The sequence below is a fragment of the Jannaschia sp. L-14R genome, from assembly GCF_056857695.1.
Map to the genome: position 1 here is coordinate 615,938 of NZ_JBSXNP010000009.1, position 12,655 is coordinate 628,592.

The 12,655-nt window shown below is 64.3% G+C and carries 16 protein-coding genes and 1 pseudogene; 3 read left to right on the plus strand and 14 right to left on the minus strand.

Annotated features, from left to right (window positions below; translation table 11 throughout):
- The first annotated feature begins 95 nt into the window (after window positions 1-95).
- The 3 genes from AC13C2_RS07430 (at window position 96) to AC13C2_RS07440 (ending at window position 1,266) form a co-directional block, all read left to right on the plus strand.
- Window positions 96-365, plus strand: a complete 270-nt coding sequence (locus tag AC13C2_RS07430; protein WP_482886393.1) for a hypothetical protein — start codon at window positions 96-98, stop codon at window positions 363-365.
- 14 nt (window positions 366-379) lie between these two features.
- Window positions 380-598: a hypothetical protein gene (locus tag AC13C2_RS07435; RefSeq protein ID WP_482886394.1), complete on the plus strand. Its 219-nt coding sequence runs from the start codon at window positions 380-382 to the stop codon at window positions 596-598.
- Window positions 599-693: 95 nt separating this feature from the next.
- Window positions 694-1,266, plus strand: coding sequence for a DUF3489 domain-containing protein (locus AC13C2_RS07440; RefSeq protein WP_482886395.1), 573 nt, complete (start codon window positions 694-696; stop codon window positions 1,264-1,266).
- Window positions 1,267-1,323: 57 nt separating this feature from the next.
- Here AC13C2_RS07440 and AC13C2_RS07445 read toward each other — a convergent pair whose 3' ends face one another.
- The 14 genes and pseudogenes from AC13C2_RS07445 to AC13C2_RS07510 form a co-directional block, all read right to left on the minus strand.
- On the minus strand, window positions 1,324-1,953 hold the full coding sequence (locus AC13C2_RS07445; protein WP_482886396.1) for a class I SAM-dependent methyltransferase: 630 nt from the start codon (window positions 1,951-1,953) through the stop codon (window positions 1,324-1,326).
- Between the two features lie 79 nt (window positions 1,954-2,032).
- Window positions 2,033-2,254 carry a DUF7220 family protein gene (locus tag AC13C2_RS07450; RefSeq protein WP_482886397.1) on the minus strand — a complete coding sequence of 74 codons (222 nt, stop codon included), beginning with the start codon at window positions 2,252-2,254 and terminating at the stop codon, window positions 2,033-2,035.
- A complete protein-coding gene (locus AC13C2_RS07455; protein ID WP_482886523.1) occupies window positions 2,251-2,733 on the minus strand; it encodes a hypothetical protein in 483 nt (160 codons plus the stop codon). Before AC13C2_RS07455 ends, AC13C2_RS07450 begins: the two co-directional genes overlap by 4 nt.
- A gap of 205 nt (window positions 2,734-2,938) precedes the next feature.
- A pseudogene (locus AC13C2_RS07460) lies at window positions 2,939-3,439 on the minus strand (DNA cytosine methyltransferase); the annotation flags it as partial.
- Window positions 3,440-3,443: 4 nt separating this feature from the next.
- Window positions 3,444-4,694, minus strand: a complete 1,251-nt coding sequence (locus AC13C2_RS07465; protein WP_482886398.1) for a site-specific DNA-methyltransferase — start codon at window positions 4,692-4,694, stop codon at window positions 3,444-3,446.
- Window positions 4,695-5,100: 406 nt separating this feature from the next.
- Entirely contained in the window at window positions 5,101-5,481 is a 381-nt protein-coding gene (locus tag AC13C2_RS07470) for a DUF6362 family protein (protein ID WP_474522113.1), read from the minus strand.
- Window positions 5,474-5,671, minus strand: a complete 198-nt coding sequence (locus AC13C2_RS07475; RefSeq protein ID WP_474522112.1) for a hypothetical protein — start codon at window positions 5,669-5,671, stop codon at window positions 5,474-5,476. Before AC13C2_RS07475 ends, AC13C2_RS07470 begins: the two co-directional genes overlap by 8 nt.
- Entirely contained in the window at window positions 5,668-6,153 is a 486-nt protein-coding gene (locus AC13C2_RS07480) for a hypothetical protein (protein ID WP_474522111.1), read from the minus strand. Before AC13C2_RS07480 ends, AC13C2_RS07475 begins: the two co-directional genes overlap by 4 nt.
- 392 nt (window positions 6,154-6,545) lie before the next feature.
- A complete protein-coding gene (locus AC13C2_RS07485; protein ID WP_474522110.1) occupies window positions 6,546-8,816 on the minus strand; it encodes a PriCT-2 domain-containing protein in 2,271 nt (756 codons plus the stop codon).
- A complete protein-coding gene (locus tag AC13C2_RS07490; protein WP_127657537.1) occupies window positions 8,816-9,040 on the minus strand; it encodes a DUF6511 domain-containing protein in 225 nt (74 codons plus the stop codon). Before AC13C2_RS07490 ends, AC13C2_RS07485 begins: the two co-directional genes overlap by 1 nt.
- Window positions 9,037-10,776, minus strand: coding sequence for a DEAD/DEAH box helicase (locus AC13C2_RS07495; protein WP_482886399.1), 1,740 nt, complete (start codon window positions 10,774-10,776; stop codon window positions 9,037-9,039). Before AC13C2_RS07495 ends, AC13C2_RS07490 begins: the two co-directional genes overlap by 4 nt.
- Entirely contained in the window at window positions 10,770-11,714 is a 945-nt protein-coding gene (locus AC13C2_RS07500) for a PD-(D/E)XK nuclease family protein (protein ID WP_474522108.1), read from the minus strand. Before AC13C2_RS07500 ends, AC13C2_RS07495 begins: the two co-directional genes overlap by 7 nt.
- Window positions 11,714-12,076, minus strand: a complete 363-nt coding sequence (locus AC13C2_RS07505) for a hypothetical protein (RefSeq protein ID WP_474522107.1) — start codon at window positions 12,074-12,076, stop codon at window positions 11,714-11,716. The genes AC13C2_RS07500 and AC13C2_RS07505 overlap by 1 nt, the downstream gene beginning before the upstream one ends.
- A gap of 64 nt (window positions 12,077-12,140) precedes the next feature.
- Complete coding sequence (locus AC13C2_RS07510) at window positions 12,141-12,638, minus strand: DUF669 domain-containing protein (protein WP_474522106.1); 498 nt, start codon at window positions 12,636-12,638, stop codon at window positions 12,141-12,143.
- Window positions 12,639-12,655: the final 17 nt, after the last annotated feature.

A 12,655-nucleotide genomic window follows, 5' to 3' on the forward strand; every position in this document is an offset into this window, starting at 1 on the left:
CATTCAAAATCATGTGCTTATGGTGTTGATAAGCCTCCGAACCAGAGCGAACGTGGTTCCACGAAAACGATGCAACTCACCACGGAGCCGCCACCATGACCCGCCTGAACCCGATCACCACACCCCGCCACCAACTGCGCGCCGAGAAGGCCGCGCGGAGCAAGAAGGCAGCACTCAACGCCTTCATCGGCAAGAAGGCCGAGATCGACGAGATGCTCGCCCGCTTGGCAAGCCTCAGCGCCGAGCATTTCAACGCCCACCCCGACGAGATCAACTGGGGCCATGTCGGTACCCTTGAGCATTACGCAAGCCTCCTGAAGCGCATCACCGACAGCGCCTTCAGCGAAGGCGAGCACGCGGAATGACCGGAGCCAGCACCATGGAAACGAGCACCATCCGCATCGCCATTCGCGGCCTCAACGAGCCTTGGGATACGAGCCGCATACCGGCCGTCCTCGACGAAATCGAAGCATCGCTCCGCGAGGAAGCCAACGTTCCCGCGCGCCTCACCGCCGACAGCATAACCATCGCAATCGACGTCGCCACCGACCGACTGCCCGAAGCCGCAGCGCTCCTGCGGGATCTCGGGCTGATCTGACCTCGGACCTCCGCGCGAATTCCGGCCGCGCGCCCTGCGCGGCTTGGGGTCGTAGAAGACCGCGACGGTCGCGGTCCGAACACGGAGACGACCCCATGACCAAGCTTTCCGACACCCAGACGATCATCCTGTCACGCGCAGCCCAGAACGAGGACCGCATTGCCCTGCCACTTCCCGAGAGCTTGCGCGGCGGAGCCGCCGCCAAGGTGGTCAGCGCCATGCTTGCCAAGGGCTTGCTCGAAGAGGTCGACGCAAACCTGCGCAACGGCGAGCACGTTTGGCGCGAGACCGGCGACTGCCACGGCGTCACGTTGATCGCCACCAGCGCAGGGCTCGCCGCCATTGGAATTGAGACTGACAGCGCGGACACTGCGCCTGCGGGCGCGACCGACGCGCCGACCGAGGAGCCCACGCCAGACACCCCCACCGAGATCGAGGCCGCACCCAAGGCGCGGACGCCGCGCGAGGGCACCAAGCAGGCTACCCTGATCGCCATGCTGCGCGCGCCGGACGGCGCGACCATCGAGGAGATCATGGTCGCGACGAACTGGCAGTCGCATACGGTGCGCGGGGCAATAGCAGGAGCGCTGAAGAAGAAACTCGGGCTCGAGGTGACCTCGGAGAAGGTCGAGGATCGGGGGCGCGTTTACAAACTCCCTGCGGCCTGACGCATCCATGCCCGACAAGATGGTGACTGCCGTCCAACCGGGGCGGCGGTTTTCCTCTCAGGGGCCCACCTTCCGAAACACGCTGTACTGAAGGCTCTGCCGGTTGCCCTTCGGCGTGATGTGCATATGTCGTTTGGCATCGATGGTCTTAAACTGGCCCGGAAGCAAACGCTCGAGTTCCCGCGTCAGATCCTCGGGCGCGTAGCGCACAATCGGCAACCCCGAGCACTTTTCGGGCCCGTCATCGGCGAAGGTTGCGATGATCGCGATCCCACCGGGAGGGAGGGCCTCGGACATCGCGCGCCCGTAACCGGCACGATCCCCGGCCCGGGTCAGAAAGTGAAACACCGCGCGGTCGTGCCAGACCGCGTAGTCCTGTTCAGGCTCCCACGTCGTGATGTCCGCTTCGATCCAGGTGACCTCGCTACCTTGCGGACGGAGGCGTCGCCTGCTGACCGCCAATGCAGCCCCGGAAACATCAAGCACGGTGAGAGGGCCGAGACCCGCCTCGAGTAGCGCGTCCACGAGCCTCGACGCGCCTGCACCGATGTCAATGAACGCTTCGCCGGGTTCCAGATGCGTTCGGACGAGATCGAGCGACGCCGTCGGTGTCGCTTCGAACCATGTCAGTTCATCTTCCGAGCGCGCGCCGTAGACCTCGTCCCAGTGATCCTGTCCACCTGCCATCTTGGTAGCAACCTCCCCTTGAGCCCGAGTCTAATCCATCAACGACATTGAGGACACCGAGATTGTGGTCTGGGAAACCTCAAGTGTTCTGTGACCGGATTGCCTCGAACAGGCGCCGCAAAGCGAAGGAACGGGCAATCGACACGATGGTGAAGATGGCGCCCATTTTCAGGTTCTGTGCCAGCGTCGTGTGCAACCCAAAGATCGGGAAGATCAGGATCTGGGTGACGACCGCGACGCTATAGCCAATCGCCACGTTGGCGATGGCTTCGGCAAGCGACATGAGGCGTGATTGCTTCATGCCGCGTCCTCATCCATCGGCCAGCAATTGAGCCGCGAGAGTTCTGATCGCATGCGCCGCAACCAAGGGGACCACGCCGTTGCCACAGAGGCGAAGCCGGTCCACCCGGTGGGCCAACCCATCAGCGCCTCGACGAACAGCGGGTTCAAGGTCCGGCGCTGCTCGGAGGTATCGCTCCCAGCCATCGGCGTCACCAGGACCTGGCGGCCAAGCAGGCCGTTCACCGGCGTATTCGCCAATGTCGTCGCCCCATCCTTGTGATCCCGCGCGGTGGGCGTCATCCACATGCGGCTGGCATGGGTCAGATCCGCTGTCTTGCGGTTGCCAGCACTCGGCTTGCAGCCGTCGTTCGCCATCGGCGTCGGCCAGTCCCGCGCCATGCCGTCCAGACCCTTCTCGTGCTTCCGGTCGCCGCCCCGGCTCCGGAAGCTGTCGGTCTGTGGCGTCGGCCACATCGCGGCGCTCGTTGCCAGGTTCATCCCATGCTTGCCTGCTTCTTGCGAGGGCGTCGGCTTCGTCTGCCGGTTCTCGTTGGCACTGGCGCGGGGCGTCGGCCATAGCTGCAACATCTCCGTCCGGTTGTCGCCACTCGACCGGGTGCCAGAGCACGCGCGCGGGGTCGGCCAGTTCGTCGCCCTCGCGGATGGCGAGGATGAACAGGCGCTCCCGTTTGTGGGGCGCACCGACTTCCGCCGCCGTAAAGAGACCCGCCGCAAGGCGGTAGCCCATGCCGACCAGTCCAGTGGCGACTTCGGGGAAGCCGAGGCGGAGATGATGGGCGACATTCTCGAGGAAGACGAAGGGTGGCTCGACCTCGCCGATGATGCGGGCGACATGCGGCCAGAGGTGGCGCGGGTCGTCCGCGCCCCGGCGCTTGCCCGCGACCGAGAATGGCTGGCACGGATAGCCCGCAGTGACGATGTCCACCGCGCCGCGCCACGGGCGGCCGTCGAAGGTTCCAACATCGTCCCAGACAACAGCCTGATCCAGGGACGCGTCTTCCATCCGCGCCACGAGAGTGGCTGCGGCGTAGGTTTCCCGTTCGACATGGCCCACAGCACGATATCCGGGGAGTGCGATGGCGAGTCCGAGGTCGAGCCCGCCCGCGCCAGAGCAGAGCGAGAGGCCGAACAGATCTCCGGCTCCGGAAGCGCGTCCGGAGGGATGTAAAGCCAGGTCATGCATCGCCTCAGCGTGGGTCGGCCGTCAGGTCGGCGAAAGTCTGGCCGGTTTCGTCCAGCATGGCCGCCTGGCCCGTGAACTGCTGCCAGCGCTGCACGGCGACATCGACATAGGCCGGGTTCAGTTCGATCCCGAAACACACACGGCCCGTTGTTTCCGCCGCGATCAGCGTGGTGCCGGAGCCCATGAAGGGTTCGTAGACCGCCTGACCGGGGCTGGAATTGTTGAGGATCGGTCGGCGCATGCATTCGACGGGCTTCTGAGTCCCGTGCACGGTTTCCGCGTCCTGATCCTTGTTGGCGATCTGCCAGAGCGTGGTCTGCTTTCGGTCGCCTGCCCAATGACCCTTGCCGGTTTTCTTCACGACATAGAGGCAGGGCTCGTGCTGCCAGTGATAATCGCCGCGGCTCAGCACCAGGCGATCCTTGGCCCAGATGATCTGGGACCGGATGTTGAAGCCGGAGGCCTCGAGGCTTTCCGCGACCGTCGTCGCATGCAGCGCGCCGTGCCAGACATAGGCGACATCACCCGGAAACAGCGCCCAGGCCTCGCGCCAGTCAGCGCGGTCGTCATTCAGCACTTTGCCGGTGCGCCTGGTGGCGGCAGCTCCCGCCTTGTTGCGCCAGCCCGGATCGTATTCGACGCCATAGGGCGGATCGGTGACCATCAGCAGCGGTGTCACATCACCGAGCAGTCGCTCAACGTCGGTTGCCACCGTCGCATCCCCGCAGAGCAGCCGATGCTTGCCCAGCACCCAGAGATCCCCGGGGCGGCTGATCGGGGTTTCCGGGGCCTCAGGAACATCGTCCTCACCCTCGCGGGCTGCGGTTTCAGGGTCGACCTCACCGGCCAACAGGGCCTCGAGTTCCGCATCATCGAAACCGATGAGCGACAGATCGTAGTCCTCGGCCAGCAGGTCGTTCAGCTCGGCCGAGAGCAGTGCCTCGTCCCACGGGCTTTCTGCCAGCTTGTTGTCCGCGATCCGGTAGGCACGGCGCTGTGCGTCGGTCAGATGCCCCAGCACAATCACTGGGGCCTCGGTCAGCCCCAGATGCGTCGCCGCCAAGACCCGGCCATGGCCCGCGATCAACTCGCCGTCATAGGCGACCAGGCACGGCACAGTCCAGCCGAACTCCGCCATGCTGGCCGCGATCTTCGCGACCTGGTCCGCACCATGCATCTTAGCATTTTTCGCGTAAGGCTGGAGCTTGGCCAGCGGCCATGTCTCAATCGCGTCCGGGGCAAAGCTCAGGGTCATATTCGTCAGGTCGCCTCACTGGGGTGGACTCCGGACACCGGCGGCCAGCCTGGACTCCACGAGGGATCCAGCGGCCACCGGGCGTGTCTAGTGCCAAAGGTTTGTTTTGTCGTGGTTTTCAGAAGGTAGCGGGTGGATGCCCGCTGGGGTGGCTTCCCAAAAAACCGGCCCTGTCGCTAGCGATATTGCGCGCTTCGCCCGCCCGTATACGTTTGGGGCCAGGAAGGACCCGCAAAGTCAGTGGGTTAGCCGATTGGACCCCGGCGGACTCCGGATGCCGCCAGGGTATCCACCACGAAAAACGGGGAGAGCCGTCTTCCAACGCACTCTCCCCATCATGCCCTACGGGTAGCACGGAAATGTTGCATGTGTCGAACACAAAAGTGTTGCAACATATTGGAGTCGCTCAGACATTCAGCCGCGACGCGATCTTGGTCAAGGCCAGCTTGTGCTTGCGCCATGCCGTCGTGCGATCGACGCCCAGCTCGCCGCTGATCTGCTTCCACGGCACGCGGGCGGCGCGAGACCAGATCAGCTTGCGCTCCTCCACCTCGATCCAGAGCACCCAGTCGAAGGTCTGCTCTAGCCGGGTGATGGCGGCGGCCGACGGCCAGACCCGCATCGGCTGCGGATCCATCGCCGCGATCTCTCGGGCAGACCTCACGATGTCTGGCCATGCGTTGAAATACCCGCGCGCCTTGACCGGTGGCAGCTTGCGCAGCGTGCGAAATGCTTCCTCGAAATGATCGGCGACATCGTCGGCGGTCCATGTCTTTTTCTCACCCATGGCGGACCTCCCCCACGGGGCGTGGCCCATAGAGTTTGGTGCCCAGTTGTTCGACGAGTTCGCGTTCTGGCCAAGTCAGGCGATGGTCATCCACCGAGACCGCCAGCACACCTTGCTCGCGCCAGCCGTCACGCTTGACCTCTTCGGGTGAGCGGCGCTGGCCGCCGTAGCCTTTGGGGAAATAGTTCATGCCACACCTCCCTGCGTCTCGATCGCCCAATGCAGGATCGCGATGGCATCGGCCTCATTGTCGTCCGCAGGGCTGAAACCGCGAGCCTTGGCGGCCGCGATCATGGCGGCTTTGTTGGCGTTGCCCTTGCCAGTGGCGTGGCGCTTGATGGTTCCGACGGGCACACCCTCGTAGGGAATACCCCTCAGCTCTGCCCAGCTGGTCAGCGACGCCATCAGGCCGCCGTAGACATGTGCTGCGTCGGTGCCGGCGTGACGGCGCACCTCTTCAAACCAGATCGTGCCGACCGGGCCGCTCAGCCGATCCAGTTCGGTGAGCCAATTGGTGAAGCGCAGATAGCGCATCCCGCCACCATCGTAGCGACCGGGCTTGAATGACGCGGTACCTGTGGTGACCAGCCCGTCAAAGCCACGAAGCGCCCAGCCCGTGGTAGTGCCAAGATCGAGCGCCAGGATGGGGCGCAGTTTTTGTGATTGGGTCATGACGACCTCCTCTTCGATGTGCTGGACGCGGCGAGAGGGCTGGCCGGTGAAGGCTGCGGTCTCGCCAGGCCCCGAAGGGTGGTCTGGTCATGTCAGGTGCTGGGCGAATGATCCGCCCGGCACTTCTTTCAGTTTCTTCAGGCGAGCAGCTTGAAAGAAGTCAAGCTTTAAGCCTCTGTTCTGTATAGGTAATATACCTTCTTTCAATATTTCAATTATTTCATGGTGTGCGTCATCCTATTTCCAACCGCGCGCGCGAGAACACATACATACAAGGCACCTCTTGAAAGATTGAAAGAAGTGAAGGAAGGTAAATCCGCTCATGTTTTCAGGCGCTTGACCCTTCACTTCCTTCAATTGAAGAAAGCCCGCGTTTGAAAGAAGCTCACCCGCTAGCCGGATAGCCGATACACCATGGCCCGGCGCCCCCCGGTGTCCCTCATGCCTGTGGTGATGTCGCCGCTTTCGATCAAAGTCAGCAGGATCTCGTCCCGATCCCGCGCCTTCAGCCATTGGGAAGCCCGGGTGATCTCGGATTTGGTGATGCCCTTGGCACCGGCCGTGCGGATGATCTCTTTCAGCCGCTTCAGATGGGCCTCTGTTTCGGTATCGGCCACGTGCCGCTCGATGGCTTCCATGGTTCTGGCTGCGAAGTTCCGCACGAAACCGATGGCCCATTCCGCCGCGCCGAGATCGATTATGGGTCGTGCCGGATCGCGACCGACGGCGACGATGAGCGAAAGCTTCAGTGCATTTTCTCCGATCCGGGCAAGGATCGCGGTGAACGCCGTGCCCCGCGCCGCCCGCAATTCCTCTGTCAGCGTGCCGCTCAACTCCTTGAAACGGGCTTTGGCCTCGTCTGACATCGGCACCGTGATGGGGTTCACCGCTGTTGTCTGGCCCGGGGTCATTCCGGTGAGATTGCCGCTTTGCAGACCGCCCCCGGCCGCCAGGGTCTTGAGCCCGTGGATCAACGCGGAGGGTGTTTGCCGAATACCGGCAGCGAGGTTTTCGTCGGGGTAATCCTCGTCGCTGGGCAGGATGAGAAACCGGGCGAGCGATCCATCCACGACATTCGCGCCCTGCAGCGCGCCCCAGAAATGAAGGGGTGTCGTCGTGCCATAGACACAGAGACAGGGTTGGTTGATGTCGCGCCTGTCATTCGAGCCGTCCCGGTTGGCGTATTCGGCCCCCAGGAACACCCCGCCAGCCGCCGTGTAGAGCTCGGTCATGTTGTCGAGGATCTCGGTGATGTGGCGCGGGCTGCGCTTGCGATCCGCCGCGGCCGACAGGAACATGCCGAACTCGTCGATCTGAAACAAGATCGCGGGCTGGCGGTGCAACGCCGTCAGGAGGCCTGCCCCCGAGGCGATCTTGTTGCCGCCGAGGTGATGGGCGAGCCCGGCTTCAAAGAACACCTCATTGATGATTTCCCGCGCGTGGTTCTTGCCCGACCCGCTATCGGCGATGCCGACGATATAGAGGTTTGAGCGCAGATTGCTTTCGGTCCGGTAGTTCCGCCCCATGAGCGCGCCGATGGCACAGAGGCTTGCCCCGAGTGACAGAAGCGGCTGCGGTCGCCGCGCGGTCGACAGCATGTAGGCGGTCAGATCCCCGACCAGCCCGTCCGGCATGTGTAGCGTGTAGGCGGCGTGATCGTCCGTCTCCGCGTCGGGCTCAGATGGGCTGCCCAACTGTGACAACAGCCCTGCAGCGGGGTGCGTTTCCACGCAGTCCGTGGATCCGTCAAGGCGCAGCGAGGCGTCGGGCTTCCAGCCGCGCTCCAGGGCGAGATGATAGATCGACCCCGCGCCGATCCGGTCCGGTCTGAAGCTTGTCCAGGTCTTGAGCGTGGTCGCCGGTACATCCTTTGCGGCCTGTGCCGACCATTGCGCGAAGACATCCTCGCCGTCATCGCCAAGCGCGCCTTTAAGCGCCATGCCGATCCGCATCCAACTGTCGTAATCAAGCTCGGCATTCGGCAGCCATTCGAGAGCCGCTTGAATCGCCGGCAGCGTGCCTGTCTGGCTGTGCCCGGTGAGATGTGGGTGCGCTGAGGGCGTCACCGCGAACCCGCGGTGGCGAACCGCGTCTGGAAGCATTGCCTGAGCCGCCTCCAGAAATGCCAACGCCTCATCGACCGTGATTGCCGGGAGGTCGGAGATATCGAGGTCAGCCAGACCTTCCTCGGGCCAAGCATAGGGTGCGCCCGTGTCGGGATGGTTGGCGTAGGCCAGAAACTGTTGTCCGAGACAGAGCACCTCGAGCGGATGGCGTTTGATGCCACGAAACGGCTCTGCCGCGCGATAGACCAGCAAACGCTTGGGGGCGCGTCCGATGCGCAGCGCCGGTGTGTCACCAAGGCGATCGCGCGCCAGCTTTTCGATCTTCAAGGCGAGCTCTGCATCCTCGGCGATGTCGATGTCGATGGCGGCAACCGCACCACCGACGAGCCCGACACCGCAATCAGGCCAGGAAGACCATGTCGCGACTTCAACCTCGGTCGTGGGGCGCGCGGCATGGCGATTCCATTCTGGGTAATCTACCCAAGCACCGCGTTGGAAACGGCCAGGCTTTTTTGTTCCCGGCGCAATGGGCAGAATGGCGTAGCCATTGGTGACAAGCCGCGCGCCGTAGCGCGCCATGTGAGAGGAGCTCTGCATCAGAAAGGCACCTCCGGCACCATGCCGTCGAGCCGGGTGCGATCCCGCGCGGCAAGCTCGCGCAGGTGATCGCAATAGCCGGTGACCACGACATCAATGAACTGATCCCATTCGGTCGCGCTCAAGGTCGCGAGATCGGATTTGCCGATGCTCTCCAGAAAAGCTCCGCCTTCTTGGCCGCCGACAGTCATCGCCTCGGTCTCGTTGGGTGTGGGATCGATCATACCCTTCCTCCCATGGCAGATGTCCTGGCACGTCCGGCTACAGAGGGGCTTGCGGCTTTGGTCTCGCCGCGGGTCCGAAACGGGGAAGACAGGGTCGAACCAGCCAAGCCCACGAGGTTGCCGGTGGCAGACGGCGCAGAGGCCGTTGTGGAATGCGTGCATGGGTCAAACCTGTAATCGGTGATCTCGAAATAGCGGCCCGACGGACGGACCGAGATGTGGCTGGGACGTGCCAAGCTGCGGGATAGCGTCAGGGCCTCGTTCACACTGCGCGGCACGGGCTGACCGGGCGCACGCTTGCGCCACCAGTCTTCTGCCTTTCGCCGCGCGTAGCCCTGATGCTCGAAGCAGATCCACTCCTGATAGGTCGTGAGCCCGCAGCTATACGTCACTTTCAGCGAGGGCCGACCGCCCCGCTTGTCATGACGGCTGTAGGACAGGTTGCTCACGGCGACCCATTGCGGTGCCTTGGGCGACAGGACGGGCAAAGTGGCTGCGGTCGGCGCAATCTTCACCTCACGCGGTGGGAACACATAGCCGCAATCCGGGCATTCGGTCGCCGAGAGCGCGATGATGCTGTCGCACTCCGGGCAGACCTTGGTCGGTGCCTCGCCCCCGCCGCCCTCACCGGGGCGCTTGGGCCGCACTAGATCGATCGGTCCGTGGCGGCGGACATTGCCCGCGAAGTCCAGCACCAGGCAGTTCTCCTTGCCCGGCGCGAGGCGGGTGCCGCGCCCGACCATCTGCACATAGAGCCCGGCCGATTGCGTGGGACGCAGGAGCGCGATCAGGTCGACCCCTGGCGCGTTGAAGCCGGTGGTCAGTACGCCCATCGAGGCCAGCGCCCGGATTTCGCCGCGCTTGAAGGCGGCAAGGATCCCATCGCGCTCGTCTTTCGGCGTGTCGCCAAAGATCGTGCGGCAGCTGATGCCCTGGCGGCCGAATTCCTCGGCCACATGGAGCGCGTGCTCGACGCCCGAGCAGAAGGCCAGCCAGGATTTCCGGTCGCGGCCATGCTCGATGATCTCGGTGACGGCCGCACGGGTGATGGCGTCTTGGTCGACCGCCGCCGCCAGATCGCGTGCAATGAAATCGCCAGCGCGGGTGCCCACCTTCGAGACATCCAGCCGGGTGGCGGGCTGCTTCGAGACCAGAGGGCTCAGATACCCCGCATCGATCAGTTCGCGGACCGGGGCCTCATAGGCGATGTCGGTGAAGAGCGCGTTCTGCCCCTCGTGCAGCATCCCGCAGTCGAGCCGGAACGGCGTGGCGGTCAGCCCGATCACCTTGAGCGCGGGGTTGATCGCCTTCAGCGCGTCGAGGAAGCGCCGATACATGGTGCTCGACTTGCCGGGGATCAGATGCGCCTCGTCGATCAGCACCAGATCGGTATGGCCGATCTCGGCGGCGCGGCGGTGGATTGACTGGATGCCCGCGAACAGAATCTGCGCCTGAGCCTCGCGCTTGCCGAGGCCCGCCGAATAGATGCCCGCCGGGGCATCGGGCCAGAGGCCGATCATCTCGGCATGGTTCTGCGCGATCAGCTCGCGGACATGGGTCACGATCAGGATCCGCTGGTCGGGCCAGGCCTTCAGTACCCCCTCGATGAAGGAGGCCATGACGAGCGACTTGCCGCTCGCAGTCGGGATCACCACCAACGGATTGCCGGTGTGGGTCTGGAAATAGCCGTAGATCGCGGTGATCGCGGCTTCTTGATAGGGTCGCAGGGTCAGCATGGCGCGGCCTCAGGGAAACGAGCGTCATTGGTCCAGGTCGAGCCATCAGCCATGCGGTAGGTGACGACATCGTCGCCCGCATCGGTGATCTCGCCCGGGATGAGGTCGGGGATAAAGAGATGGCGGCCGCAGGCGGCGCGTTGCTCGGAAGGCGCCAGCATCCGGTCGTGCCGCGCACAGTGCCAACCGCTGTCGACGGGCGTCGCATGCAGGCAGGACCGGCAGGTCACCGCCGCGCCACCGCCTTCATGGCAGGCCGCATGATGATCGCAGAACCTGCATTCGAACCAGGCCGGGTCCGCGCTGATCCGCGCGGGCGGATGCTGGGCGAATATGACCCGACCGGCCTTGTCCAACAGCCGTTCGGCCATGGCACGGTCCGCCTCGATGCGCTCGATGTGCAGCGCGTCGGTGTCTTTGCAGACCGCGACATAGAGGGCGCGCGTGATGCCCGTCAGGTGCATGTAGATCTGCATCTGCGCGGCGTGCTGAGGTTTCGCCAGAACGACGCCCTTGGCGACCAACTCGTTGAAGCTCTTGACCGAGTGGGTCTTGAACTCCAGCACATGCCAGGTCTTTGGCGCCTCGAGGAGACCGAGGGCTACACCGTCGAGCGAGCCGCCGAAATGCCCGCCATGGGCTTCGACCCGGAACTGACGACCGGTCTCAGGGTCGACCTCAAGCACGGTCGCCCCGGTGGTACGCAGGTTGCGCACGAGCCGGTCCTCCTCCAGCTGACCCGTCTCAAAGAGGCGCAGCAGACGGCCGGAATGGCGCGCGGGCGTGATCCAGCGGAAATCATACCAGAGCGCCCGGGCACAGGATTTGCCGATGATCGACGCCCCGAGGTGATCGCGGAAACCATCGCCCTGGCGGGCCTCGTAATCGGCATAGATCGCCGTCAGCGTCGGCGTGGGGGCTTCGGGAAGCTCTGCCATCACAGACCCTCCCGTTCGGCTCTCGCCTGAGCCTCTGCCAGAATGCCATCCCAAGCCTCGGGGTCATGGCGTTCCCGCAGGATGCCGATCAGCGCATCCTTCAGCTTTTCACGGCGACGGCGGCCGGTGCCCTGGGCGAGTAGTTCCGCGCGCTCGCGGCACAGGTGGCGCAGGGCCGTGCGAGCCCGGTGGAACCAGTCCGGGTCGATTGGCCTCGCCCCGCGCTGGCGCGCCAGATCAGCGGTCGCGATCTGGGTGCGAATCTTGGCGATATCGTCGTCGAGTTCGATAAGACGCCGTTGATGTTCAGGCACGCCGGGGGTGTTCACAGCCGCAGGGGCTGCGTTGGTCATGTCAGTCATGGAAATATCCTCAGGTGGGGTTGCGCGCTGCCCCGTCAGTCAGGGCGCAGGGCAGCGCGAAGGCTCAGCCCTTCTTGTTCCAAGGCGCGGAGGCCATTTTTGCAGGCGGCGTGGAGGCGTTCCCGCCATTAGGCGGTGTCGCAGCTTGCTGGACCGCCGCTCTGGGCTCGGGCAGCAGGTAGCGGATGCCGTTGCTCTCGCCGTAGCCGTTCTTGGGCGGTTTGACCGTCACCTGGATGGTCATCGGGATCAGATGCAGCTCCTCACTGTCGCTGACCTGCATCTTGCCGGTGGCGTGACAGATCGCCGACAAGGTCCGCTGCGCGATTTCCACCGTGGTCGGGTTCGGGTTCACCAGGTTCAGCTGGTCGAAGATCTTCCGACCCTTGTGCTCGCCCTCCAGGATATCGAGCATCAGCCACAGGAATTGGCCCATGCCGTTGCGGGTCACGCGCATCTCGCTTTCGACGATCTGGGCGCGATACTTGCCTGCGGGCAGAACCTCGTAGGCGGTGGTGGGTTCGACGCCGGTCGCGTCAAAGGACGTATCGAAACGTGCCATGGTATTGTCCTTTCTGG

Excerpts from the sequence above, each read along its gene's own strand:
- AC13C2_RS07430 (WP_482886393.1), top strand. The coding sequence starts at position 96 with ATGACCCGCCTGAACCCGATCACCACACCCCGCCACCAACTGCGCGCC.
- AC13C2_RS07435 (WP_482886394.1), top strand. The coding sequence starts at position 380 with ATGGAAACGAGCACCATCCGCATCGCCATTCGCGGCCTCAACGAGCCT.
- AC13C2_RS07440 (WP_482886395.1), top strand. The coding sequence starts at position 694 with ATGACCAAGCTTTCCGACACCCAGACGATCATCCTGTCACGCGCAGCC.
- AC13C2_RS07445 (WP_482886396.1), bottom strand. The coding sequence starts at position 1,953 with ATGGCAGGTGGACAGGATCACTGGGACGAGGTCTACGGCGCGCGCTCG.
- AC13C2_RS07450 (WP_482886397.1), bottom strand. The coding sequence starts at position 2,254 with ATGAAGCAATCACGCCTCATGTCGCTTGCCGAAGCCATCGCCAACGTG.
- AC13C2_RS07455 (WP_482886523.1), bottom strand. The coding sequence starts at position 2,733 with ATGAACCTGGCAACGAGCGCCGCGATGTGGCCGACGCCACAGACCGAC.
- AC13C2_RS07465 (WP_482886398.1), bottom strand. The coding sequence starts at position 4,694 with ATGACCCTGAGCTTTGCCCCGGACGCGATTGAGACATGGCCGCTGGCC.
- AC13C2_RS07470 (WP_474522113.1), bottom strand. The coding sequence starts at position 5,481 with ATGGGTGAGAAAAAGACATGGACCGCCGACGATGTCGCCGATCATTTC.
- AC13C2_RS07475 (WP_474522112.1), bottom strand. The coding sequence starts at position 5,671 with ATGAACTATTTCCCCAAAGGCTACGGCGGCCAGCGCCGCTCACCCGAA.
- AC13C2_RS07480 (WP_474522111.1), bottom strand. The coding sequence starts at position 6,153 with ATGACCCAATCACAAAAACTGCGCCCCATCCTGGCGCTCGATCTTGGC.
- AC13C2_RS07485 (WP_474522110.1), bottom strand. The coding sequence starts at position 8,816 with ATGCAGAGCTCCTCTCACATGGCGCGCTACGGCGCGCGGCTTGTCACC.
- AC13C2_RS07490 (WP_127657537.1), bottom strand. The coding sequence starts at position 9,040 with ATGATCGATCCCACACCCAACGAGACCGAGGCGATGACTGTCGGCGGC.
- AC13C2_RS07495 (WP_482886399.1), bottom strand. The coding sequence starts at position 10,776 with ATGCTGACCCTGCGACCCTATCAAGAAGCCGCGATCACCGCGATCTAC.
- AC13C2_RS07500 (WP_474522108.1), bottom strand. The coding sequence starts at position 11,714 with ATGGCAGAGCTTCCCGAAGCCCCCACGCCGACGCTGACGGCGATCTAT.
- AC13C2_RS07505 (WP_474522107.1), bottom strand. The coding sequence starts at position 12,076 with ATGACTGACATGACCAACGCAGCCCCTGCGGCTGTGAACACCCCCGGC.
- AC13C2_RS07510 (WP_474522106.1), bottom strand. The coding sequence starts at position 12,638 with ATGGCACGTTTCGATACGTCCTTTGACGCGACCGGCGTCGAACCCACC.